Here is a 24,488-nt window from a genome sequence, read left to right as displayed (position 1 = left end):
ACTATTGAACCTCGACCACAGAGCCCTGCAAACGCTGCAAGGCTTCGTTGACCGCGTCCGGCATCAGCTGGCGCAGGCAGTTGTAATGGCCGAAACGGCAAGTGCGCTCGAAGCACGGGCTGCAATCGAGGCCCAGGCGCACGATCTCGACGTGCTCGGCGAGCGGCGGGGTGAAGCCCGGCGAAGTCGAACCGTAGACCGCCACCAATGGACGATTCAGCGCCGCCGCAACGTGCATCAGCCCGGAATCGTTGGAGACTACCGCGTCGGCGCAGGACAGCAGATCAATCGCCTCGGCCATCGATGTATCGCCACTGAGGTTGACCGATTCTTCACGCAAGCCAGGAATCAGCCGCGCGCGGATTTCTTCACCAACCGCGTGATCGTTCTTCGAACCGAACAGCCACACCTGCCAGCCTTCGCGAATGCGTGCTTCGGCAACCTTGGCGTAGTGCTCGGACGGCCAGCGCTTGGAAATACCAAACTCGGCGCCGGGACACAGGGCCAACACCGGACGGTCGAGGCTCAGACCGAACTTGGCCAGCGCGGCCTCGCGGCTGACCGGATCGATTTGCAGGCTTGGACGCGGATAGGGTTTTGGCAGCTCGGCGTTCGGCTCATAAGCCAGCGCCATGAAGCGCTCGATCATCAGCGGATAGCGCTCTTTATCGAGCGTGCGCACGTCATTCAGCAAGCCATAACGGAATTCGCCGCGCCAGCCAGTACGTTTGGGGATGCCGGCAAAGAACGGCACCAGCGCCGACTTCAGCGAGTTCGGCAGCAGAATCGCCTGGTCATACTGGCCGCGCAGGGACTTGCCGATGCGTCGACGCGTCGCCAGTTCCAGCGCGCCGTGGCCGAGCGGGAAGCTCAAGGCCTTGCGCACTTCAGGCATGCGCTCGAGGATCGGCCGGCTCCACTCGGGGGCCAGTACGTCGATCTCGCACTGCGGGTGGCGTTGCTTGAGACACTGAAACAGTGTCTGCGCCATCACCATGTCACCGACCCAACTGGGCCCAACGATCAGAATATTCATGTGGTTTCCAAAAACGAACCGGGGAGGCCAATGCCTCCCCGCCGCGAAAATCAGCTTAGCCCCAGCTCACGCCAGATTCGCATTACCTGGCGCCGTTCGTCCGCGAACTGGTCGCCCGGTATTACCCCGGGATCCTTCTGCAAGGCCTGTCGGTGCGCGGCGGAGCGGTAGGCTTTGTAGGCCTCGCGCAACAGACTGGCATCTTCGGCAGGCATCAGCCCTTCGTGTTCCAGCTCTTCCAGAATGCGGATATTGTCGCTCCAGCGCAGTAACGCCGGGTGGGTCTGCGACAACGCCAGGGCCGCGTATTGCACCATAAATTCAATATCGACGATACCTCCGGCGTCCTGCTTGAGATCGAACGGCGCCGTGGCCTCGAAGGCGTTAGCCGCCGTACCGGCAGCGGTGCTCTTGCTACCGAGGTTGCCGCGCATCTTCGCGCGCATCTCGCTGACCTCCTGTTGCAGCTTGGCCAGATCGCGCCCCTTGCCCAACACTTGCGCGCGAACCTTCTCGAACGCTTGGCCAACATCCTGACTGCCGACCAGCACCCGCGCGCGCACCAGCGCCTGATGCTCCCAGGTCCAGGCTTCGTTTTCCTGATAGCGCGCAAACGCGCCGAGCGAACTCACCAGCAACCCGGATGCCCCGGACGGGCGCAGACGCATATCAACTTCATACAGCTGACCGGAGTTGGTCTGCGCCGTCAGCAAGTGAATGATCCGCTGGCCGAGACGGGTGAAGAACTGCGCGCCGTCGATAGGTTTCGCCCCATCGGTTTCCGCCTGCGGATCGCCGTCGTGGATGAACACCAGATCCAGATCCGAACCATGCCCGAGCTCCAGACCGCCGACTTTGCCGTAACCGACAATGATGAAGCCGGGATCGCACAGGGTGCCGTCGGTGCGCAGCGGCGTGCCGTACTTGGCCACGGTCTGACGCCAGGCCAGGGCCAGCACTTGCTCGAGGATCGCTTCGGCGAGCCAGGTCAGATAATCGCTGACTTTCATCAACGGCAGGCTGCCGGCGATTTCCGAGGCAGCCACGCGCAAACGGTGCGCCAGTTTGAAATGGCGCAGCGCTTCCATCTGTTGTTCGAGATCGTCTTCCGGGATACGCGTCAGGCGTTCGCGCAACTCGGCGGCCAGTTCCGGCGCCAATGGCGGTTTGAACAAACGCCCTTCGTTGAGCAATTCATCGAGCAGCAGCGGGAAACGGGTGATCTGCTCGGCAATCCACGGACTGGCCGCACACAGCGTCAGTAAGCGGCGCAGCGCGCCAGGGTTTTCCGTGAGCAATACAAGATAGGCCGAGCGCCGGGCAACCGCTTCCACCAGCGGCAATACCCGTTCCAGCACCAGATCCGGGTTGTCGTGCTCAACTGCTTGGGCAAGCAGACGCGGGATAAACGCATCGAGGCGCTCACGGCCCAGACGCTGCATCGCGCGCAATTGCGGACTGCCGCGCAGGCCCGCCAACGCTCTCAGGGCCTTGCTCGCATCAGCGAAACCGCCCTCCTCCAGTTGTCGGCAAGCGGCCTCTTCGTCCTGCGCTTCTTCCCACAGCGGCAGCCATTCGCCGCCGACCACCACTTCGCTTTCGGTGCCCTCTTCTTCGTCGGGATCAGCGATCACCTGAGCGAAATGCCAGGCCACGCGGCCACGCCAGAACACCAGTTTTTCGTGGAACGCATCCCAGCTGTCGAAGCCGAGCATGAAAGCGATACGCGCCTGATCCTGCGCGCCGTCCGGCAGCATTTGCGTCTGCCGGTCGGCAATCGCCTGGATCGCGTGTTCGGTGTAACGCAGAAACTCGTAACCTTCGCGCAACTCGCTGACCACCGCCGGCGGCAGATAACCCTGTCCCTCCAGCGTGCTCAATACCTTTAATAGCGGACGCTGTTGCAGACTCAGATCGCGTCCGCCGTGGATCAACTGGAACGCTTGGGCGATGAATTCAACTTCACGAATGCCGCCAGAACCCAGCTTGATGTTGTCGGCCATGCCTTTGCGCCGCACTTCCTGCTGGATCAATTGCTTCATGGTGCGCAGTGCTTCGATAGCCGAGAAGTCCAGATAGCGCCGATAAACGAACGGTCGCAGCATCTCTTGCAACTGCGCACCGGCGACTTGATCGCCGGCCACCACCCGCGACTTGATCATCGCGTAGCGTTCCCAGTCGCGGCCCTGATCCTGGTAATACTGCTCCAGCGCATTGAAGCTCAGCACCAGCGCGCCGGAAGAACCGTACGGCCGCAGGCGCATATCGACGCGGAACACAAAACCGTCGACGGTGATCGGATCGAGGGCCTTGATCAGGCGCTGACCGAGACGGATGAAGAATTCCTGATTATCCAGCGCACGTTTCACGCCGACGGTTTCGCCGCCCTCGGGGTAGGCGAAAATCAGGTCGATATCCGAAGACAGATTTAGCTCGACCGCGCCGAGCTTGCCCATGCCGAGGATGACCATTTGCTGTGGCTCGCCGCTGCGGCGGCCGGTCGGTGTGCCGAACTGCTGGCAATGGCGGCTGTACAACCACTGATAGGCTTGATCGATGCTGGCGTCGGCCATGTCCGAGAGATCACGGCAGGTCTGCACCAGATCGGCCTGGCGCGTCAGGTCGCGCCAGATGATCCGCACCTGATGCCGGGCGCGCTGACGACGCAGAACGCGGCCAAGTTCGTCTTCGGTCTGCGCGGCACTCACCGCCGCTGCGATCTGCGCGCACAACTCACCGGCAGCGAACGGTCGGTCGAGCTCGCCGGACTGCACCAGCGCGAGCAACATCAAAGGGTCACGAACACTCTGTTCAATCACGAAATCGCTGGCAGCGGTGACACGCTCGAATTGCGCCCAGCGCTCAGGCGTCCACAATGCGAAGCCATGATCGTCGTCCAGCGCGGCAACCGCCGTGTGGAACGACTGCGCAGATCGGCTGACCAATGGCAGGAGAATGGCGGGCAGTTCGGCAAGCACGGGCAGGGTCATGGTCTATCCTTGATCGGCGTGTAAATGGCCGCTTGTAGTGAATGGTGAAAACCCGCTACGCGATGGACTGTCGAACAAAAGTTAGAAATAGCTGATTTTTCTTCTTCTTTGGCAGCCAGCATCAATCTTTCACCTTTTGCGGATGGAAAACGACCAACCTTAACGATTATTCTCACAACGCAGTTGGAGGCCAGAAGCCTTTCATCTGTAGTTTTACTACTCGTCTATACATGCGAAAGGCTGAAATGCCGGAAGATTTGTAGTAAAACTACACGCCGCCGGAACAACCAGTCGGCAATCCAAGAATTTTAAATCGTCTGCCCACAAGGCCAGTCGCAAACTCAGGCAACCGATTCTGGAAGCCTTTCCGCCCTGGAGCAAGCCATGCAAGACCTCGATCCCGTCGAAACCCAGGAATGGCTGGACGCCCTGGAATCGGTTCTCGATAAAGAAGGCGAAGACCGCGCTCATTATCTGATGACCCGTATGGGTGAGCTAGCAACCCGCAGCGGTTCGCAACTCCCGTACGCCATCACCACGCCTTACCGCAACACCATCCCCGTTACCCACGAAGCACGCATGCCTGGCGACCTGTTCATGGAACGCCGCATTCGCTCGTTGGTGCGCTGGAACGCGATGGCCATGGTAATGCGCACGAACCTGAAAGATTCTGACCTGGGCGGTCACATCTCCAGCTTCGCTTCCAGTGCGACCCTGTATGACATCGGCTTCAACTACTTCTTCCAGGCCCCGACCGAAGAACACGGCGGCGATCTGATCTACTTCCAGGGCCACACCTCGCCAGGCGTTTACGCCCGTGCATTCATGGAAGGCCGCATCACCGAAGACCAGATGAACAACTTCCGTCAGGAAGTTGATGGCAACGGTCTGTCGTCCTACCCGCACCCATGGCTGATGCCTGATTTCTGGCAGTTCCCGACCGTTTCGATGGGGCTGGGCCCGATCCAGGCGATCTACCAGGCACGCTTCATGAAGTACCTCGAAGCCCGTGGTTTCATCCCTGAAGGCAAGCAGAAAGTCTGGTGCTTCCTCGGCGATGGCGAGTGCGACGAGCCGGAATCGCTGGGTGCAATCTCCTTGGCCGGCCGCGAGAAGCTCGACAACCTGATCTTCGTCATCAACTGCAACCTGCAGCGCCTCGACGGCCCGGTTCGCGGCAACGGCAAGATCATCCAGGAACTCGAAGGCGTGTTCCGTGGTGCTCAATGGAACGTGACCAAAGTCATCTGGGGCCGTTTCTGGGACCCTCTGCTGGCCAAAGACGTCGACGGCATCCTGCAACGTCGCATGGACGAAGTCATCGACGGCGAGTACCAGAACTACAAAGCCAAAGACGGCGCGTTCGTGCGTGAACATTTCTTCAACACGCCAGAACTCAAGGCGATGGTTGCTGATCTGTCCGACGACGAGATCTGGAAACTCAACCGTGGCGGCCACGACCCGTACAAGGTCTACGCGGCATACCACGAAGCGGTCAACCACAAAGAACAACCGACCGTCATCCTCGCCAAGACCATCAAGGGTTATGGCACCGGTGCCGGCGAAGCGAAAAACACTGCGCACAACACCAAGAAAGTCGATGTCGACAGCCTGAAGTTGTTCCGTGATCGTTTCGACATCCCGGTCAAGGATGAGGAGCTGGAAAACCTGCCGTTCTTCAAGCCGGAAGTCGGCAGCGCAGAAGCTCGCTATCTGAGCGAGCGCCGCACGGCCCTCGGCGGTTTCGTGCCACAGCGCCGCGCCAAGAGTTTCAACATTCCGACGCCGCCACTGGATACCCTCAAGGCTATCCTCGACGGTTCGGGCGACCGTGAAATTTCCACCACCATGGCTTTCGTGCGCATCCTCGCGCAACTGGTCAAGGACAAGGAAATCGGCCAACGCATCGTACCGATCATCCCGGACGAAGCCCGTACCTTCGGTATGGAAGGCATGTTCCGTCAGTTGGGCATTTACTCCTCCGTCGGCCAGCTCTACGAGCCAGTCGATAAAGACCAGGTGATGTTCTACAAGGAAGACAAGAAGGGCCAGATTCTCGAAGAAGGCATCAACGAAGCGGGCGCCATGAGCTCCTTCATCGCTGCCGGTACTTCGTACTCCAGCCACAACCAGCCGATGCTGCCGTTCTACATCTTCTACTCGATGTTCGGCTTCCAGCGTATCGGCGATCTGGCATGGGCCGCTGGCGACAGCCGCACCCGTGGCTTCCTGATCGGCGGCACCGCCGGCCGTACCACCCTGAACGGTGAAGGCCTGCAACACGAAGACGGTCACAGCCACATGCTGGCCGCGACCATCCCGAACTGCCGCACCTATGATCCGACCTACGGCTACGAGCTGGCGGTGATCATTCAGGACGGCATGAAGAAGATGACCGAAGAGCAACAGGACGTCTTCTACTACATCACCGTGATGAACGAGTCGTACCAGCAGCCAGCCATGCCGGCCGGTGCCGAAGAAGGCATCAAGAAAGGCATGTATCTGCTGGAAGAAGACACCCGCGAAGCCGCGCACCACGTGCAACTGATGGGCTCCGGCACCATCCTGCGTGAAGTGCGTGAAGCTGCGAAGATCCTTCGTGAAGAGTTCAACATCGGTGCCGACGTATGGAGCGTTACCAGCTTCAACGAACTGCGTCGCGACGGCCTTGCCGTTGAACGCAGCAACCGTCTGCACCCGGGCCAGAAGCCGCAGCTGAGCTACGTCGAAGAGTGCCTGAACGGCCGTAAAGGTCCGGTCATCGCCTCCACCGACTACATGAAACTGTTCGCCGAGCAGATTCGTCAGTGGGTACCGTCCAAGGAATTCAAAGTCCTCGGCACCGACGGCTACGGCCGCAGCGACAGCCGCAAGAAACTGCGTCATTTCTTCGAAGTTGACCGTCATTTCGTGGTGTTGGCAGCCCTGGAAGCACTGGCTGACCGTGGTGATATCGAACCTAAGGTGGTGGCTGAAGCCATCGTCAAGTTCGGCATCGACCCGGAAAAACGCAACCCACTGGACTGCTGAGGAGAACCCCTGTGAGCGAACTCATTCGCGTACCTGACATCGGCAGCGGTGAAGGTGAAGTAATCGAATTGTTTGTGAAGGTCGGCGACCGTATCGAAGCCGACCAGAGCATCCTGACCCTGGAATCGGACAAGGCCAGCATGGAAGTGCCGGCCCCGAAGGCCGGTATCGTCAAGAGCCTGAAAGTGAAGCTGGGCGATCGCCTGAAAGAAGGCGACGAACTGCTTGAACTGGAAGTCGAGGGCGCCGCTGAAGCGGCTCCTGCGGCAGCCGCTCCGGCGGCCAAGGCGGAAGCAGCTCCGGCTGCTGCACCTGCACCGGCCGCGCCTGCTGCTGCACCTGCTACCGCTTCGGTTCAGCAAGTGCACGTGCCGGACATCGGCTCGGCCGGCAAGGCACAGATCATCGAGATTCAGGTCAAGGTCGGCGACACCGTCGCAGCTGATCAATCGCTGATCACCCTTGAATCCGACAAGGCCAGCATGGAAATCCCATCGCCTGCCGCTGGCGTGATCAAAGCCATCAGCGTCAAGCTCAACGATGAAGTCGGCACTGGCGACCTGATTCTGGATCTGGAAGTGGCGGGTGCTGCGGCGCCTGCTGCGGCCGCTCCGGCTCAGGCTGCTGCTCCGGCCGCTGCTGCTGCGCCGGCTCAAGCTGCCGCGCCTGCTGCACCGGTTGCCGACAGCGTTCAGGACATCCACGTTCCGGACATCGGTTCGGCTGGCAAAGCCAAGATCATCGAAGTTCTGGTCAAGGCTGGCGACAGCGTGACAGCCGATCAGTCGCTGATCACCCTGGAATCCGACAAGGCCAGCATGGAAATTCCATCGCCTGCCGCCGGCGTGGTGGAAAGCATTTCCGTCAAACTGGATGACGAAGTCAGCACCGGCGACCTGATTCTGAAACTGAAAGTCAAAGGCGCCGCTCCGGCTGCTGCTCCGGCACCTGCCGCGGCTGCACCGAGCGCACCTGCGCCAGCCGCTGCTGCTCCTGCTGCCGCCGCACCTGCGGTTGCCGCTGCGGTTGCTGCTCCTGCCAAGCCAGGCGCCAAAGTTCACGCCGGCCCGGCCGTGCGTCAACTGGCGCGTGAGTTCGGTGTCGAGCTGAACGCTGTCGGCGCAAGCGGTCCACACGGTCGCATCTTGAAAGAAGACGTCCAGGCTTACGTCAAAGCCATGATGCAGAAGGCCAAGGAAGCACCGGCCGCTGCTGCCGGCGCAACCGGTGGCGCAGGCATCCCGCCGATTCCGGTCGTCGACTTCAGCCGTTTCGGCGAAATCGAAGAAGTGCCGATGACTCGTCTGATGCAGATCGGCGCGTCGAGTCTGCACCGCAGCTGGCTGAACATTCCGCACGTGACGCAGTTCGATTCGGCTGATATCACCGAGCTGGAAGCGTTCCGTATCGCGCAGAAAGCCGTTGCAGAGAAGGCTGGCGTCAAGCTGACCATCCTGCCGCTGCTGCTCAAGTCTTGCGCGCATATGCTCAAGGAACTGCCGGACTTCAACAGTTCGCTGGCGCCAAGCGGCAAAGCGATCATCCGCAAGAAATACGTGAACATCGGCTTCGCCGTCGACACGCCGGATGGCCTGCTGGTACCGGTGATCAAGAACGTCGATCAGAAAAGCCTGCTGCAACTGGCTGCTGAAGCGGCTGCGCTGGCAGCCAAAGCCCGCGACAAGAAGCTCACCGCTGACGACATGCAAGGCGCCTGCTTCACCATTTCCAGCCTCGGCCACATTGGCGGCACCGGCTTCACGCCGATCGTCAACGCGCCGGAAGTGGCGATCCTCGGTGTTTCCAAGGCAACCATCCAGCCAGTCTGGGACGGCAAAGCCTTCCAGCCGAAACTGATGCTGCCGCTGTCGCTGTCCTACGATCACCGTGTGATCAACGGCGCCGCTGCCGCACGCTTCACCCAGCGTCTGAGCAGCCTGCTGGCGGACATCCGCACGATCCTGCTGTAAGCCGATCGGCCCTCCGGCAACGGAGGGCCAATCGCGTTCCACGTTTTCGAGCGCCACACGCTCGTACCTCAACCCCGTCAGTTTGGCGGGGCTTTTTTTGCCTGTAATAAAGACCTATCGAATTTTTCCCACAAACTGTGCTGAATTCGGCCACAGCCCAAGTCCCCTTCGCTTCGATATTTTTTATGCGCGCACAACTAACCTTGGCGCAACTAAGTTACCGCCGACAATAGTTGGGAAACTGTAACTTTTAACTTATATCAATTCGAATGGATTCGAACATGCTCAAGCCCACCGTCGGCCCGATTATTGGCCACACCACAACTAATCAATCGCGAATTTTTATACGCGGTGAGTTTCAATTAAATACCGCAGTGTTCGGTGGAATTCGTTACCGGGTATCCGGAACGCAACAGTGGCTGAAAGCCCCGTTCGCAAAACTTGAGTTACTGCGCGACATGTCAGCCGTTATCCTGCTCGACAAATTAACCGCCGACACCGACTACGAATACCAGGCGGGCTGGTTTAGCCCGATGAGTCCGACCCACACTGTGGACAGCGTGATGGAGCTGCCGCTGCAATGGCCTCGCGAAGTTTATCGCCTGCGCACCCGCGCCGCTGCGATCGCGCAACCGCGTGCTTATATCCTCGGCTCGTGTCGCTACCTGCGTCTGACGGCGGGAATCCCGTCACTGCCGCACTTGGGCGATCGAATTTTTTCATCCATCGGCCAGTTGATCGAAGGCGCGCAGCCACCGGTCAGCGCGATCATGATGACCGGCGACCAGATCTACGTAGACGATCTGAACCTGATTGCGCCGGATCGGGAGTATAACGAAATTCTTGAAAAGTACCGCGCAGCGTTCTCCCAACCCAACATTCAACGCTTGATGTCCGGCACGCCAACTTACATGATTCTCGATGATCATGAGATAGAAGATAACTGGCCGGTCAATGCCCACAAATCCGACGCTTCGTTGTTCCGTAACGCAATGACGGCTTATGAGATATATCAAGCCAGTCACAGTCCGGCCTGCGCGGTTACTTCCAACGGACAAGTTGACCAGGTATTAAAAAACTATTGGTATCAGTTCAGCGATGGAGATATCGAATGGTTTGTCACTGACAGTCGCACCCGGCGCAACTTGGCGCAAGATGACCGCCGGATTCTGGACGAAGAACAGGAGCAAGCGCTGTGCCAATGGCTGATCGAAAGCCCGGCACGGGTCAAGTTTGTAGTCACCAGTGTCATGTTCTATCCGGATCGCAAACTCCACGGCGATGACGCGTGGAAGAGCTTTCCCGCGCAACGCTTGCGCCTGCTGGAAGTGATTCGCACCCATCGACTGAAGAACGTAGTGTTCATCTCCGGCGATGTGCATGGCTCACTGACCTCGCGCCTGACCCACAGCGCAGACCCGGACTTCGAAGTCCATACCATCGTTTCCTCGCCGCTGCACAACAGCAAGTTGCTGCCCTACGCCAAAGCCTCGACATTTATCCTCGATCAGCCTTTGGCGCTAACGGCCGACGGTGACTATCGGCATGAGCTGACCAGCGCAGTGGTGAGTCAGGACAATTTTGCCCACATGCTGGTCGATGCCGGGCAGATCCGCGTGAATTACCATGATCGCGATGGAAAACAGCTGCAATCAATCAAGATAGATCTGCGCTGAATCGTGCGAGATCGAAGCATGTTTCGCTGATTTCAGCCAACCGCTGGAGAAAACCCGAACGCAGCCGACACATTCTTATAGCACTTGGCCTTCATCACTCTTGTCAGTCAGTGCCGCAATGATGCAACCTTGCCGCAGGCAAGAGTAATGAGGGCGAGAGCCCGGCGCGTTCAGCATATATCCAAGCGAGTTCCCTCAATGAAGAGCCAGCCCGATGCCGCCAGCCGTATGGTGGCCGAGGTAGTGACGCAGTTGCCCGTGCCTTCGCGGCTCGGCATGCTGCGTTTCGAGCGCTTGAATGAGGCGAGCTGGGCGATGCTGTTTCTCGACCCCAACTGCGAGCGTCAGTTTGGTCAGCCGGCGGTTGAGCTATGCGCTCTGGTCGGTTCGCCCTACGCGAGTCTGATGGAGCCGGAAGCGCGTTATCAATTGCACGACGCCATCCAGCAGCAACTCGCCGCCAGCCCGCATTACATGGCGCGCTACACCCTGCACACCCCGGCCGGCGCACTGAATGTGCTGGAACTGGGCGAAGCCTACAAACAACACAATCGTCATTTGCTGCGCGGTTACCTGATGGTGGTCGATGCGGTGTTCGATGCTGCGCCAGCGCCACCCTCGCTGGATCTGGAAACGCAGAATTCGCGCCTGCAAATCGCCCTCGAACTCAACCAGCGCGCCCAGCAGGAACAGTTGCAACATCTGGAGCGCGTGCGCGCGCAACAGGATCTGATCCTGCTCTTGGCCCGTCAGCGCTACAGCAGCCACAACTCGCTGCAAGAAGCCGCCGAACTGATCACCCGCTGCGCCTGCGACATCTACGAAATCGACTGCGCCAGCCTGTGGAATCTTGAAGATCAGCGCCTGATTCCGATCTCGGCCTATCATCGCGCCACGCAGGAATACATTCTGCCGGACGTGATCGACGTCAGCGGCTTCCCCGACTACCTGGACGCACTGCACAGCAGCCGCGCCATCGACGCCCACAACGCGATGCGCGACCCGCGTACCCGGGAAATGGCCGAAGCCCTGCGCCCGCGCGACGTCAACGCCATGCTCGATGCGAGCATCCGCGTCGACGGCCAAGTGGTCGGTGTGCTGTGCCTGGAACAAACCGGCGCCACTCGCGCCTGGCAGTCCGACGAAATCGCCTTCGCCGGCGAGCTGGCCGACCAGTTCGCGCAAGTCATCAACAACCACAACCGCCGCACCGCCACCAGCGCCCTGCACCTGTTCCAGCGTGCGGTCGAGCAAAGCGCCAACGCGTTTTTGCTGGTCAACTGCGACGGCGTGGTCGAGTACGTCAACCCGAGCTTCACCGCGATCACTCAATACACCACAGACGAAGTCCATGGCCAGCGTCTGTCGGAGCTGCCGGCACTGGAAAACCTCAGCGAATTGCTGTTCGACGCGCCCTCGGCGCTGGCCAAGAGCAACAGTTGGCAGGGCGAATTCAAGAGCCGCCGCAAGAATCTCGAACCGTACTGGGGCCAGCTGTCGATCTCCAAGGTCTACGGCGATAACCGCGAGCTGACGCATTACATCGGCATCTACGAAGACATCACCCACACCAAGCTCGCGCAGCAGCGTATTGAGCGTCTGGCCTATACCGACAACCTGACGAACCTCGGCAATCGCCCGGCGTTCATCCGCAATCTGGACGAACGCTTCGCCCGCGACAGCGATTCGCCGATCAGCCTGCTGCTGGTGGACATCGATAATTTCAAGCGGATCAACGACAGCCTCGGCCATCAGACTGGCGACAAATTGCTGATCAGTCTGGCGCGGCGTCTGCGCAACAGCCTCAGCCCGAGCGGCAGTCTGGCGCGCTTCGCCAGTAACGAATTTGCCGTGCTGCTGGACGACACCGACCTTGTGACGGGTCAGCAGATTGCCAATCAATTGCTGGCGACCCTCGACAAACCGATGTTCGTCGACAACCAGTTGATCAGCGTCACCGGCTCAGTAGGCCTGGCGTGTGCGCCGCTGCACGGCCGCGACCCGCAGACTCTGATGCGCAACGCCGGTCTGGCCCTGCACAAGGCCAAGGCCAACGGCAAACATCAGGTGCAAGTGTTCACCGAAGCACTGAACGCCGAGGCCAGCTACAAGCTGTTCGTCGAGAACAACCTGCGCCGCGCCCTGACCCAGAACGAGCTGGATGTGTTCTATCAGCCGAAGCTGTGTTTGCGCAGCGGCCGCCTATTGGGCATGGAAGCGCTGTTGCGCTGGAACCACCCGGAGCGCGGCATGATCCGCCCGGATCAGTTCATCAGCGTCGCCGAAGAAACCGGTCTGATCATCCCGATCGGCAAGTGGATCGCGCGTCAGGCGTGCCGCATGAGCAAAGCGCTGACTGCGGCCGGGCTGGGCAATCTGCAAGTGGCGATCAACCTGTCGCCCAAGCAGTTCTCCGATCCGGACCTGGTCGCCTCTATCGCCAATATCCTCAAGGAAGAAGCGCTGCCGGCCAATCTGCTCGAGCTGGAGCTGACCGAAGGCCTGCTGCTGGAAGCCACCGAAGACACGCACTTGCAGCTCGATCAGCTCAAACGTCTCGGTCTGACCCTGGCGATGGACGACTTCGGCACTGGTTACTCGTCGCTCAGCTATCTGAAAAAATTCCCGATCGACATCATCAAGATCGATCGCAGCTTCATCCACGAAATCCCGGACAACCAGGACGACATGGAAATCACCTCCGCCGTGATCGCCATGGCGCACAACCTGAAACTCAAGGTTGTGGCCGAAGGCATCGAGACCGCTGAACAGTTGGCATTCCTGCGCCGTCACCGTTGCGACGTCGGTCAGGGCTACCTGTTCGACCGGCCGATCCCCGGCGCCGAGCTGATCCAGGCACTCAAGCGCTACCCGCGCGGCCCGCTCTGCCTCTGAATTTGCGCCCCACATTTGAATAGTGCGAAATCGGGCATCATTCGGCACACTGGCGGTCTGATTTTTTACATTCAACCTGACTGAGAGGACTGATCATGGTTCTGCGCTCGGAAATTCTGGTGAACAAAAACGTGCTCCCGACTAAAGATCAAGCTCTGCCTGGCCGCGAAACCGCGATGACCCTGCCGGAAAATCATTTCGTATTCACAGACACGCCGCTGCTCGGCCCGTTCTTTCAAGACGTGGATTTTGCAATTTTCGGTCTGGGTTGTTTCTGGGGCGCCGAACGCCGCTTCTGGCAGCGCGAAGGCGTGGTCAGCACCGTGGTCGGTTACGCCGGCGGCTTCACACCGAACCCGACTTACGAAGAAGTCTGCTCGGGCCTGACCGGTCATGCTGAAGTGGTGTTGGTGGTGTTCGACAAGGACAAGCTCAGCTACGAAGCGCTATTGGCGATGTTCTGGGAACTGCACAACCCGACACAAGGCATGCGCCAGGGCAATGACATCGGCACCCAGTACCGCTCAGTGATCTACGCGACCTCGCCGCAGCAACTGGACGCGGCCTTGAAGAGCAAAGAGGCCTATCAGGCTGAACTGAGCAAGGCTGGCCTGGGTGAAATCAGCACCGAGATCGAGCAGGCGCCGACCGTGTATTTCGCCGAGACGTATCACCAGCAGTATCTGGCGAAAAATCCGGAAGGTTACTGCGGGATTGGCGGCACGGGCGTGTGCATGCCACCGAGTCTGGCGGGGAATTAAGCTTTAAAGCTACAAGCTGCAAGCTGCAAGCTGCTTCAACTTGCAGCTTGTAGCTTCAAACTTGCAGCTGTTACTCGGCAATCAACCAATCCATCTGCCACCCACCCTGCGTCTGCCCAAGCTTCTTCGACAACCACGGCAGCAGCTCACGCAATTCTTCCTCCAGCCCCCACGGCGGATTGGCAATCGCCATTCCTGAACCGTTCAGACTGTTCGGCGTATCCAGCGGATGCACCAGCAGCTCGACCCGCAACAGTTTCGGCGCGCCAGTGCCGGCCAGATCCTGATAAAAACGTCGCAGCGCACGCTGATCCTTCACCGGATACCAGATCGCCGCCACGGTTTGACGCATCCGGCCAATTGCCTCTTTCATCGACGCGGCACAACGCTGCATTTCATCCAGTTGCTCGAACGGCGGATCGATCAACATCACCGCGCGCTTTTCCTGCACCGGCAACATCGCCCGCGCGACATGCCAGCCCTCGCCCAACTGCACTTTGACCCGGCGATCACCGGCCATGTTGTCCTTGAGCAGCACGCCGTCTTCCGGGTGCTTCTCGTTGAGCATCACCCGATCCTGCGGCCGCGTCAGACGCCGCGCCAGCTCCGGCGAACCCGGGTAATAGCGCAACTGACCGTCCGGATTCATCTCGTGCAACACCTGCATATAGTCGGCGGTCAGCGCCGGCAGATCCGGTTGATCCCACAAGCGCGCGATGCCTTCCAGGTACTCGCCGGTCCGATTGGCCTGATCGCCCTGCAAGTCATACAGACCGATACCGGCGTGGCTGTCGAGATAGGCAAACGGCTGCTCCTTGCGCGCCATCAGGGCGAACAGGCGGGTCAGAGTCAGGTGTTTGAACACATCGGCGTGATTGCCGGCATGGAAGGCGTGACGATAATTCATGATTGCTCCTGCGCAGGGCGGGAAGTTTACCTTTTACCGCGCGGCAAGTCAGGGGTTGCGGGCTGAGTGGCCAGTCTTGCTACCGCGTACATCCTCTAGGAGCCCCTCACCCTAACCCTCTCCCAAAGGGAGAGGGGACTGACCGAGTTGATCTCCCGGCTTACATCGACCTGAAAATCACCGCGACCTCAGGCTTGACCAAGCTAAGCCCAGCCCAGCCCAGCACCCTGCGACCCAGGCTTGGCCAAGCCAAGTTCACCATCGAAGCCGCAGGTCGGCGTAGGTCTCCCAAACACCTCGGTCGGTCCCCTCTACCTCTGGGAGAGGGCTAGGGTGAGGGCCACGATCGAAAGCCTTACACTGGCCCAACAATCCAGACAGGAAGTCAGAAAACATGCATCGCCTGATCATTCCCTTAGCGTGCCTACTCACATCAGCCCAAACCCACGCCAACGAAAACCACACCGAACAAGCCCGCCAAACCCTGAAAAACTATGGCTTGAGCCAATGCATCCTGGCGCCCTTCCCCGAACCATCCGAACTGAAAAAAGACATCAGCCTGTCCGCCGGAGCCTATTCCTTCATGGGCAAAGGCATGCACACAGTCCTGCAGAATGAAGACACGCTGCAAGACCTGCACGATCCCTACGAACAAACCAGGGCTTACGTCCTCGCAGCCTACGAACAGACGCACTCGGCCAGCAAATACTCAAATCAGAAAGTCGTCTTCCACGCATGCCTTGAGGTCTACAACTCCAAAGCCTTCGACAGCTTCATCAAAACTCAAGACCCTTACATTTCCGAATAACCACCAAAGGTCGAACTATCAAATAGGTACAGTTTGGATCTCGCGCCGGAAATTGACTGCTTCAACCCGATAAAACCCATCTCACAGCGAACGCTGACCAAATCCCGACAGACGGTGCGCTTTTCCAGCGTTTCGCGCCCCATACCTGTCAACTCTGACAGTACCCAAATCGCCGAAAAACGACACTTAATGAATCCACTGAACCAGCAGCCATTACCGCTTGGGCAGTCTCAATCCCTCTCGAAAAGGAACTCAAAAATGGCTAAGCCTATTACAACCACGACAGGAACCGGCACCGTTGCATCAGTTTCGGACACCACAGACCCGCGATACGCTGCGCTAATTGGTGCTACCTACAACATCACCGTGACTCTCGACAATGGAGGAGCAACATTGATGGAGACGACGCGAACAGCACCGACAGTAAAAGCCGGTGACAAAGTCAGCTTTTCGATCACCGATGGTCCCATGGGACAACTCATGACTGGCGTTACAAAAACCTCCTGAAAGCAATCTGCCGCGAGAGGGCTCACCCCCTCGCTGCAGAGGATTCTTTATCAGGCGCGTAAGCGTTTGCCGATCACATCCAGCACATCACACCCATCGCGCAGCGGTATCACGCACAACTGGGCGAAGTCGCTGAGGATGATTGAGTCGCACTCGACCGAGCCGCGCATGCACATGTTTTCCAAGACCTGAATTACGGCGCGGATGCGGTAGTTGGCGGCGTCCATCAGGATGTCGAGCGGGACGTGGGTGTCGACGAACAATGCGGGCATGTCGCTGCAATTGCCGGTCAAGGCCATGAAGCGGTTGTTCGGATGGGGGATGATTTTTTCGTAGGGTGGATCGGGGTGCAAATTCGTCATTTTGTTATCTCCATGATTGTGAATGTGAACCGCCAACGCACCTTCCTACAGGTTTGGGTGGCAGCCGTGCGCAAGAGTAGGAACCGAGCAATCATGGACCTCGGTCACGCCGAAGCGTGTCCTGCGCACAGCCGCCGCGAACGATCTTACGGACTTGAATCAAGTGCCGCAAAATGCCAACGAACTGTGACGCCATGAAAGCGAGGGTTCCTACACCCTGTCACCACTCTCGCAGTGACAGCCAAAAGACTATCCCTCCCACCCCGCGCCCACCAGTTCACGCAAACCGCCGCGACTCGCAGGAAACTTCCGACGGCTTCGCCCGGAAATTTCACTCTGACTCGTCTCGCAAGTAGTCCAGCAACGCCGAATCCGACGATTCGTCCGACGCCGAAACAGCAAAAAACCTGACAACTTTGCTGCGTAAAACGTTGCCGGAAAACGCCTCGAACAATGCCGGATGATCTTCACTCAACCACTGCAAGGCATTGGCGATCCGCGCCTCATCACCGAACTCCGCCAAGAGTTTTTCCGGCACCTGCCACCAAGGAAAAACCCGCCCCGAAACCTGCGCCCTGCCGCCAATATCCAGCGCTTGAGCATTGATCAAAGCATGTGAAATCACCGGCAATAACTTGCTCGCATCCACATCTTCTGACTGCAAGATCGGCAGCAAAAACCGCCCATCCCAAAAGCGGAAAAACACCGATTTACCATCCGGCATCAACACCTGAGTCAAACTGCGAAAGTGCTCAACCACCACCTCCAGACTCGCCGAAGAAACCGCCAGCCAACCCCAATCGCGAGACTCCGTGCTCGCCACCCAATCCAGAAACCCACTGTGAGCGTCGACAATTCCCACGTAGGGCATGACCGCATCCCACTCGCTGTAAATCGTCTCCGCCCAGATCGGCCTCGGCGCCTGAGCACTCGCTGACGCCTCCCAAACCTTGAACGGCTCGGCCGCGCTGGCACTGCCGAAGATGGCGAAGAGTTGTTCGGTGTGTTGAAGCGGCTGGGTCTGTAGCCAGTTTTTGACGCAATCATCACTCATACGAATTGTCCCTAGTTGCAGTCCACCAACGAAGAAATTAATGATTCCAAACCAACTTTCCACCCAAACCAGAGCACGCTCTAGAAATGATCTGTGCTTTTAAATTTGAGCTTTCAGCAACGAGGACTACCGCAACCATCCATAAAACTTTCCAACAATCACACCAGTTATGGCGACTGCGGTTAACACCAACATCATCAAAAGTGAATACTCAATTACCCGTCGCAAGCCGACGGGAAAGCACTCGTAGTCTTTGATGCATAGCTCTCCCTTCCTCACGGATTTCCGTTTGAAAATCAGGACAGCGCCTACGTTGCTGATAAATAGAAGTCGCTCGATTGGCTCCCCCCCCAAGGTGCTCTTTCTCGCGATAACAGCTGGCGAGTTGCTCATATACTTGAATATCTTTCCTGCATAAACGTAAGACACAATCAACAAGAACAATGAAGCAAGCAAAATCAGAGAAATCAAAACGAAACCAAACAAATGAAAAATCACTTCAATATCAGTCCTAACCCTCATCTCATTAATACTTTTTACGCTTACCCATGAATTTTTAAACCACCACTCATCTAAAATGAGGATCAACGATACAACATATATAGAACTGCAAGCAGCGCAGACAGGAACCACATAAAGCAGTTGCAGAATTTAATTAACAATTTTAGGTACCCAGGAAAGTTCTCGTAGTCTTCGGCATCCAAAAGCCCTTTATTTATGGCGTGACGAGGAATAGTTAGCATCATCCCCACATAGCCCAGCAATGAAAGTCTACCAAGTGGGCTCCGATCAGACGTCAGTGATCTGTACATCACTGCGGGAGAATTTGTTAAATATCCCAGCACCTCTTTTATACGGAAGTATGCGAGGTAGAACATCAAAGCAAAGTTAACCAAAAACAATCCAACCAGCGTCAGCACGCCCCAAACGCATCTATCATTCATAAGCACCCCTGGTATTCACACTCCGACTTCAACTCGAACAATTCACTGAATCCATCCCATAAATTTTCCACCCAAAAAAAGTGTCATCATCGAAGCGGCGCCCGCAAGACCTGCACCATAAACAAACCGTATTAATTGCAAAAGACCCCGAGGAAAATTTGAATAATCCTTTGCATCTAAATTCCCGCACTTTATCGAGCTAGCCGGAGTCATCAAAATAGCCCCGATACTTATCAACATGAAATGCGCACCAAAAATACTGCCATTCATTATCGGCTTCCGCAGTAAAACCCCACGAGAGTTACTCAAATAGCCGATTATTTTTTTTACTTTAAAGCATGCCAAGTAAATCTGCCCCAAAACAAAAAACAATCCTAGCCCAAAGAACAAACCTCCAGTAGTCAATGCAAATATGACTTCCTCATTGCTTCTCACTGAATACCCTGCTCATAAATAATCTCACCAAAATATTCACCTGAAGCCTCACCAGCAACGCCTCCTACAAGGGTTCCAGCTCCAACTAACACAAGTGAGCAGAGCACACCTCCAGTGCCAGCGCTAACGAGACCAATTCCGACGCAAGTACTAACACCCAGTGTTCCGACACTTGCGCCCACAGCACTTCCAATAAATACGCCGCTAAATTTCGCGCCCTCAGTGAATTTAACCTTTCTGCAAGCCTCCTCCGTTCCGACCCGACACGTTTCTTTGACCTTTAAGCCTGAAGCTCCTGCCCCCAAAGCAACCCCTACCCATCCGCCCAACTTGATCACCTTGCTGACTTTACCCACCCCATCGATATGCGTTGCATAACCCGGGATCCCGCCGGCCGTACCAGCCTTGCTCCAGTGATGTACGAGACTGCGACTGGAAATACCCAAAGCGCGTTTGAGGTTTGGGTGATTGGGCAAGCCAACGGTTTTACGGACTAGAGGGCCGAGGCTGCCGTCCAGTTTTGTCATCAGCTGTTTACGCTTGGAAAAGAAGTCAGCACCCTGCAGTTTTCCGTGTTTCTCGAAGGTTCGCTTGTGCAGCGCTTCAAGCTCTCCTAACGCCTTGCTCAGGTTATCCAAGTGATTACTGAACATCGCCGCCCCAATCCCGACGCTAGTCGAACCCTGCGAAAGAAAAGATTCAATCTCACCATGATGCCGAGCCATAAACTCAGCCTCTGCATCACTCATCGGCGCCAGCGCCGCATCAACTTTCTGCGCCGCTTCCATCAACAACGCTTCTTCCCGCGTGCATTGCGTATTACGCGGATCGCTCAGGACGATCAGTTGGCCGGGTTTGGCGTATTGCGTGAGTTGCGGATTAAGACTGCGGAATTTGTCCATCACGGCCGGATCCGGCTGCGGGAAGAGTGTTGATTCCAGCGCAGACCGGGACATTCCCTGTTCAACAATATGAAAGCCCGGTTCAACGCTGGAAGGCGTCGGCCGGGCTGAGGACTTTGGGGAGTTGGTCAACTCGCTCGGCGTCGGGCAAACACCGTTCTTGCAGCGCTCACACTCTTCACAAAACGGCGCATCGCCTTTCAGGCTCATGATTTGCGCGGCAGTCAGCATCGCGGCCGGCGCAGCCAGCAGTTTTTCCGGCAAACCCGGCACTGTCGGTGCCGCGCTCATGGCCGCCATTGGCGCACCACCCACCATAATCGGCACGCTGCTGAAGATCCCTGCGGGGCCGATGTTGATCCACTGTCCGCCCGCCTGAATCGTCGCGCTGGCGCCGCCATCGATCACTACCTGCTGCCCGGCGCTTACGTGGAATTGCGCACTGGCGCTGAGCGCCTGACTGTTCACGCGAATGTGCCGGTCGCCGGACACCGTGAGATGGTCGTCCTGCTTCACCTCGGTCTGGCGCTGGCCGTGGGTGATGCGTTGTTCGTCGGCTTTCAATTCATGTTTGGCGAGGCCGGTGACGACGATGCTGCGCTGGTTATCGACCTGCACTTGTTGATCATTCAACACATGCTGCGTCCAGTTGCGCTGGGCGCGCAGGTAGATTTCCTCGGCGCCTTTGCGATCTTCGATGCGCAATTCGTTGTAACCGCCGCCGCCGGGACTGCTCTGGCTACGGAAAATACTCCGGGTTTTGTCGGCCGGCAGATCCAGCGGCACCGGGGTTGCGGCGTTTGGCAGGCAACCCATGACCAGCGGTTTGTCGGCGTCGGCGTCGATGAAGCCGACCAGCACTTCCATGCCGACCCGGGGAATCAGCACGCTGCCGTAGCGGTCGTGCGCCCAACCCGTTGCGACACGCAACCAGCAACTGGAATGTTCATTGAGTTCGCCGTCACGATCCCAGGCCATTTGCACCTTTACCCGGCCGTACTCGTCGCAGTGGATTTCACTGTCTTTCGGGCCGGTGACCACGGCCGGTTGATAGCCGAGCATGCGCGGTTTCTCAGGCCCCAGCGCCGGGCGGAAGAACACGTCCCACGGCGTGGCGAGAAAGGTATTACGGTAACCACGGAATTCTTCCCCGTCGCTGGTGACCGATTCCTCGAGCACTTGCGGCTGTCGCCCACGATGCTCGATGGCAGTCAGCAGCCACAGGTCGTTCAAATCCTGACGCGGATGCTCGGTGAGTTGCAGGAAATGTCCGCTGACCAAGGCCGATTGATCGCTACGACCCTCGGCCTGACGGTAGTCGGCGACATGCCGCTCAAGGCTGCGCTGCGCCAGTTGTTTACCGCTATCGCGCTCGTTGAATTGGCCGGGGAAGTGGTAGTCCTCCAGCACCGGACGCTGCTCGCCATCGACTCGACTTTCCATCAGCAGGCGCGGTTTTTCGAAATTGTAGTCGCGTCGGGTGACCACGCTGGTGCGGGTCTCGACCCGAACCGTGAAGCGCTTGATCGCTGGGGCCGCCGCAGCCATGCCGCTTCCCGGCAGATACAGAGTCGGCTCGGCCAGACGCGGGAATACGGTTTGATCGTCGCCGAACACCAGCAAGTGGCCGTCGCTGCTGTGCTGGAAATGGAAGTGAATGCCGACCTCGGCACATAAGCGCTGGGTGAACGCCAGATCGCTCTCGGCGTACTGCACGCAATACTCGCGCGCCGGATAGTCGCTGCCGAGGCGAAATTCGAAGGCGTCGCGCAGGATCGCGTGATCCTTGAGAATCTGCGTCACGATCTGCGGCACGCTCTGATGCTGGAAAATCCGCTGATTGATGCGGTGCTCCAGATAGGCCAGACGCGGAACGAGGCTGACGTGGTAGCGGGTCAGACGCTTGCCGGAATCGCCCTGTCCGACTTGATAAATCTGACCATGGATACCAGAACCTTCCTGGTCGAAACTCAGAAACGCCTGACAGTGCAGCAGGCTTTCCAGATCGAGATCCGGCCGCTCGCTGACCAGTTCAAGGTCGAAACGAAACGGTTGGCTGATGGCTTCCTTGCCCGTGAACTCAAGGACTTTGAGGTCAAACTGAGCACCTTCGACGGTCAACGTGAAACGCGGTTGATTGGCAGGCGCGAACATCCGATGTCTCTCTGCAGAATGAAGGCGGGCGATTCTGCATGAGGGGCAAGGGGTGCAGGTTAGGTGACTGAAAAATCAGATTTGCCCTACTAAAAACTTCGAATTGTCCTGCGTGAATCAGCGCATTCAACTACAGACACGTCCGTCAGAAATATCGCAGATCCATGTGGGAGCTCCAGCGTTGATCAGAAATCGTACACAATAAAAAACGGCCCGCCTCCAGTAGGAGACGGGCCGTTTTCTTGTCAGTAAAAGCTTTGAGCGTTAGCTCAGCGCAATCACTTGTTCAGGTTGTAATCTTTTTCCGCCGCGTCGAAGCGCTGAACCATGCCGGCAGTCGGCTGGCCCAGTTTGCTGACGAAGTAGATCGCCAGGCTGGCGAAGATGAAGCCCGGGATGATTTCGTACAGGCCCAGCAGTTCGAAGTGCTTCCAGACCACAACGGTGATCGCGCCGACCAGGATGCCGGCCAGTGCGCCGTCGCGGGTCATTTTTTTCCAGATGACCGAGATCAACACGACCGGGCCGAACGCCGCGCCGAAACCGGCCCACGCGTAGCTGACCAGACCGAGGACACGGTTTTCCGGGTTGGACGCCAATGCGATAGCGATCAGTGCTACCAGCAGCACCATGGCGCGACCGACCCAGACCAACTCGACCTGGGAGGCGGTTTTACGCAGGAAGGTCTTATAGAAGTCTTCAGTCAGGGCGCTTGAGCACACCAGCAGTTGGCAGCTCAGGGTGCTCATGACCGCAGCCAGAATGGCCGACAGCAAGACACCGGCAATCCATGGGTTGAACAGGAGCTTGGCCAGTTCGATGAACACGCGCTCAGGGTTTTCGGTCACCGGACCTGCAACTTCCGGGTGCGCCGAGAAGTAAGCGATACCGAAAAAGCCTACAGCCACGGTGCCAGCCAGGCACAGGATCATCCAGGTCATGGAGATGCGACGCGCCTTGGCAATCGATTTCACCGAATCAGCGGCCATGAAACGCGCCAGGATATGCGGTTGACCGAAGTAGCCCAGACCCCAGCCCATCAGCGAAACGATGCCGATGAAAGTAGTGCCTTTGAGCATGTCGAAGTTGCTTGGGTCCTGTGCTTCGATCGCCAGGAACGTGGTGTCGACGCCGCCGGTGGCCAGCAGGACGATGATCGGCGTCAGAATCAGCGCGAAAATCATCAGGGTGGCTTGTACGGTGTCGGTCCAGCTCACGGCCAGGAAACCGCCGATAAAGGTGTAAGCAATCGTCGCCGCAGCACCGGCCCACAGCGCAGTCTCGTAGGACATGCCGAAGGTGCTTTCGAACAGACGGGCGCCAGCCACGATGCCGGAAGCGCAGTAAATGGTGAAGAACACCAGAATCACAACCGCCGAAATGATCCGCAGCAGACCGCTTTTATCTTCGAAACGGCTGGCAAAGTAATCCGGCAGGGTCAATGCGTCGCCGTTGTGCTCGGTCTGCACACGCAGACGGCCGGCAACGAACAGCCAGTTGAGGTAGGCACCGACGACCAGACCGATGGCGATCCAGCTTTCGGACAGACCGGACATATAGATGGCGCCCGGCAGGCCCATCAGCAACCAGCCACTCATGTCGGAGGCACCGGCAGACAGCGCGGTAACGACGCTGCCCAGGCTGCGACCGCCCAGAATATAGTCAGAAAGGTTGTTGGTGGAGCGATAGGCCATCAAGCCGATCAGCACCATTGCTGCGATGTAGATCACGAATGTGATCAGTGTTGGATTGCTTACGCTCATTGAGTTACGCCCTGGCATTGTTTTTATGTAGCGGCGGTGGTGAACCGCTCGCAAACGACGACGTTTGACAGACGATCCGGGATACCGCGCGTTTAAGACTGATGTTTCCCCAGGAAAGCCATCAGCCGGTGCGAGAGGGATAGCCCGGTTGCACCTTGGGCGCGAATGCTATGCAACAAATGAAATGAGGTGCAACCACTTTCACGAGAATAAGTTGCACCTAGTCGGAAATATCTGACAAAGGTCGTTTTTTGCTCCCTTTTAGCGCAGTCATGGCGCTTTGCTAGAAGCAAA

The 24,488-nt window shown here is 57.9% G+C and carries 15 protein-coding genes and 1 pseudogene; 7 read left to right on the top strand and 9 right to left on the bottom strand.

The features are described from left to right. Position 1: 1 nt before the first annotated feature. Genes waaF through ACP7EE_RS01980 form a run of 3 tightly spaced genes read right to left on the bottom strand, consistent with a single transcriptional unit; the run spans position 2 to position 4,148 of the window. Complete coding sequence (gene waaF / locus ACP7EE_RS01990; protein WP_426201660.1) at positions 2-1,036, bottom strand: lipopolysaccharide heptosyltransferase II; 1,035 nt, start codon at positions 1,034-1,036, stop codon at positions 2-4. Positions 1,037-1,086: 50 nt separating this feature from the next. After that, positions 1,087-4,026, bottom strand: coding sequence for a bifunctional [glutamate--ammonia ligase]-adenylyl-L-tyrosine phosphorylase/[glutamate--ammonia-ligase] adenylyltransferase (gene glnE / locus ACP7EE_RS01985; protein ID WP_426233138.1), 2,940 nt, complete (start codon positions 4,024-4,026; stop codon positions 1,087-1,089). Further along, complete coding sequence (locus ACP7EE_RS01980) at positions 4,023-4,148, bottom strand: hypothetical protein (RefSeq protein WP_420646953.1); 126 nt, start codon at positions 4,146-4,148, stop codon at positions 4,023-4,025. Before ACP7EE_RS01980 ends, glnE begins: the two co-directional genes overlap by 4 nt. Before the next feature lie 262 nt (positions 4,149-4,410). Between ACP7EE_RS01980 and aceE the strand changes: the two genes are divergently transcribed. The 5 genes from aceE (at position 4,411) to msrA (ending at position 14,358) form a co-directional block, all read left to right on the top strand. Beyond that, complete coding sequence (aceE, locus tag ACP7EE_RS01975) at positions 4,411-7,056, top strand: pyruvate dehydrogenase (acetyl-transferring), homodimeric type (protein ID WP_420646952.1); 2,646 nt, start codon at positions 4,411-4,413, stop codon at positions 7,054-7,056. Between the two features lie 11 nt (positions 7,057-7,067). After that, a complete protein-coding gene (aceF, locus tag ACP7EE_RS01970) occupies positions 7,068-9,026 on the top strand; it encodes a dihydrolipoyllysine-residue acetyltransferase (protein ID WP_426233136.1) in 1,959 nt (652 codons plus the stop codon). 281 nt (positions 9,027-9,307) lie between these two features. After that, entirely contained in the window at positions 9,308-10,702 is a 1,395-nt protein-coding gene (locus tag ACP7EE_RS01965; RefSeq protein WP_426233134.1) for an alkaline phosphatase D family protein, read from the top strand. Between the two features lie 198 nt (positions 10,703-10,900). Continuing rightward, positions 10,901-13,597: a putative bifunctional diguanylate cyclase/phosphodiesterase gene (locus ACP7EE_RS01960; RefSeq protein WP_420646949.1), complete on the top strand. Its 2,697-nt coding sequence runs from the start codon at positions 10,901-10,903 to the stop codon at positions 13,595-13,597. Between the two features lie 95 nt (positions 13,598-13,692). Then, complete coding sequence (gene msrA, locus ACP7EE_RS01955; protein ID WP_426233132.1) at positions 13,693-14,358, top strand: peptide-methionine (S)-S-oxide reductase MsrA; 666 nt, start codon at positions 13,693-13,695, stop codon at positions 14,356-14,358. A 70-nt stretch (positions 14,359-14,428) separates the two neighbouring features. Here the strand turns inward: msrA and ACP7EE_RS01950 are convergent, their stop codons facing one another. Continuing rightward, complete coding sequence (locus ACP7EE_RS01950; protein ID WP_426233130.1) at positions 14,429-15,265, bottom strand: 23S rRNA (adenine(2030)-N(6))-methyltransferase RlmJ; 837 nt, start codon at positions 15,263-15,265, stop codon at positions 14,429-14,431. Between the two features lie 394 nt (positions 15,266-15,659). Here ACP7EE_RS01950 and ACP7EE_RS01945 point away from each other — a divergent pair, with 394 nt between their 5' ends. Together ACP7EE_RS01945 and ACP7EE_RS01940 are read left to right on the top strand one after the other, a co-directional pair. Further along, positions 15,660-16,073: a hypothetical protein gene (locus ACP7EE_RS01945; RefSeq protein ID WP_420646946.1), complete on the top strand. Its 414-nt coding sequence runs from the start codon at positions 15,660-15,662 to the stop codon at positions 16,071-16,073. A gap of 258 nt (positions 16,074-16,331) precedes the next feature. Beyond that, positions 16,332-16,580, top strand: coding sequence for a hypothetical protein (locus ACP7EE_RS01940; RefSeq protein WP_426233128.1), 249 nt, complete (start codon positions 16,332-16,334; stop codon positions 16,578-16,580). A 50-nt stretch (positions 16,581-16,630) separates the two neighbouring features. On the opposite strand, the gene ACP7EE_RS01935 is transcribed toward ACP7EE_RS01940, so the two are convergent. The 5 genes and pseudogenes from ACP7EE_RS01935 to putP form a co-directional block, all read right to left on the bottom strand. Continuing rightward, positions 16,631-16,942 carry a hypothetical protein gene (locus tag ACP7EE_RS01935; protein ID WP_426233126.1) on the bottom strand — a complete coding sequence of 104 codons (312 nt, stop codon included), beginning with the start codon at positions 16,940-16,942 and terminating at the stop codon, positions 16,631-16,633. A 331-nt stretch (positions 16,943-17,273) separates the two neighbouring features. Beyond that, positions 17,274-17,996 (bottom strand): DUF4123 domain-containing protein, encoded by a 723-nt coding sequence (locus tag ACP7EE_RS01930; protein ID WP_426233420.1) that lies wholly within the window; start codon positions 17,994-17,996, stop codon positions 17,274-17,276. A gap of 986 nt (positions 17,997-18,982) precedes the next feature. Beyond that, complete coding sequence (locus ACP7EE_RS01925; RefSeq protein ID WP_426233124.1) at positions 18,983-19,210, bottom strand: hypothetical protein; 228 nt, start codon at positions 19,208-19,210, stop codon at positions 18,983-18,985. Positions 19,211-20,424: 1,214 nt separating this feature from the next. After that, positions 20,425-22,431: pseudogene (locus ACP7EE_RS01920) on the bottom strand (type VI secretion system tip protein VgrG); the annotation flags it as partial. Between the two features lie 278 nt (positions 22,432-22,709). Next, positions 22,710-24,194, bottom strand: a complete 1,485-nt coding sequence (putP, locus tag ACP7EE_RS01915) for a sodium/proline symporter PutP (RefSeq protein WP_420646942.1) — start codon at positions 24,192-24,194, stop codon at positions 22,710-22,712. Positions 24,195-24,488 lie beyond the last annotated feature (294 nt).

This window comes from Pseudomonas sp. TWP3-2, assembly GCF_049897765.1.
Taxonomy (GTDB): Bacteria; Pseudomonadota; Gammaproteobacteria; order Pseudomonadales; family Pseudomonadaceae; genus Aquipseudomonas.
This window is presented reverse-complemented; position numbering and strand designations above follow the sequence as displayed.

What these genes read in the sequence shown, in the direction of transcription:
- ACP7EE_RS01950 (WP_426233130.1), bottom strand. Translation starts at nt 15,265, where the DNA reads ATGAATTATCGTCACGCCTTCCATGCCGGCAATCACGCCGATGTGTTC.
- ACP7EE_RS01965 (WP_426233134.1), top strand. Translation starts at nt 9,308, where the DNA reads ATGCTCAAGCCCACCGTCGGCCCGATTATTGGCCACACCACAACTAAT.
- glnE (WP_426233138.1), bottom strand. Translation starts at nt 4,026, where the DNA reads ATGACCCTGCCCGTGCTTGCCGAACTGCCCGCCATTCTCCTGCCATTG.
- ACP7EE_RS01930 (WP_426233420.1), bottom strand. Translation starts at nt 17,996, where the DNA reads ATGAGTGATGATTGCGTCAAAAACTGGCTACAGACCCAGCCGCTTCAA.
- ACP7EE_RS01980 (WP_420646953.1), bottom strand. Translation starts at nt 4,148, where the DNA reads ATGCTGGCTGCCAAAGAAGAAGAAAAATCAGCTATTTCTAACTTTTGT.
- ACP7EE_RS01945 (WP_420646946.1), top strand. Translation starts at nt 15,660, where the DNA reads ATGCATCGCCTGATCATTCCCTTAGCGTGCCTACTCACATCAGCCCAA.
- msrA (WP_426233132.1), top strand. Translation starts at nt 13,693, where the DNA reads ATGGTTCTGCGCTCGGAAATTCTGGTGAACAAAAACGTGCTCCCGACT.
- ACP7EE_RS01935 (WP_426233126.1), bottom strand. Translation starts at nt 16,942, where the DNA reads ATGACGAATTTGCACCCCGATCCACCCTACGAAAAAATCATCCCCCAT.
- ACP7EE_RS01940 (WP_426233128.1), top strand. Translation starts at nt 16,332, where the DNA reads ATGGCTAAGCCTATTACAACCACGACAGGAACCGGCACCGTTGCATCA.
- aceE (WP_420646952.1), top strand. Translation starts at nt 4,411, where the DNA reads ATGCAAGACCTCGATCCCGTCGAAACCCAGGAATGGCTGGACGCCCTG.
- putP (WP_420646942.1), bottom strand. Translation starts at nt 24,194, where the DNA reads ATGAGCGTAAGCAATCCAACACTGATCACATTCGTGATCTACATCGCA.
- waaF (WP_426201660.1), bottom strand. Translation starts at nt 1,036, where the DNA reads ATGAATATTCTGATCGTTGGGCCCAGTTGGGTCGGTGACATGGTGATG.
- ACP7EE_RS01960 (WP_420646949.1), top strand. Translation starts at nt 10,901, where the DNA reads ATGAAGAGCCAGCCCGATGCCGCCAGCCGTATGGTGGCCGAGGTAGTG.
- ACP7EE_RS01925 (WP_426233124.1), bottom strand. Translation starts at nt 19,210, where the DNA reads ATGAATGGCAGTATTTTTGGTGCGCATTTCATGTTGATAAGTATCGGG.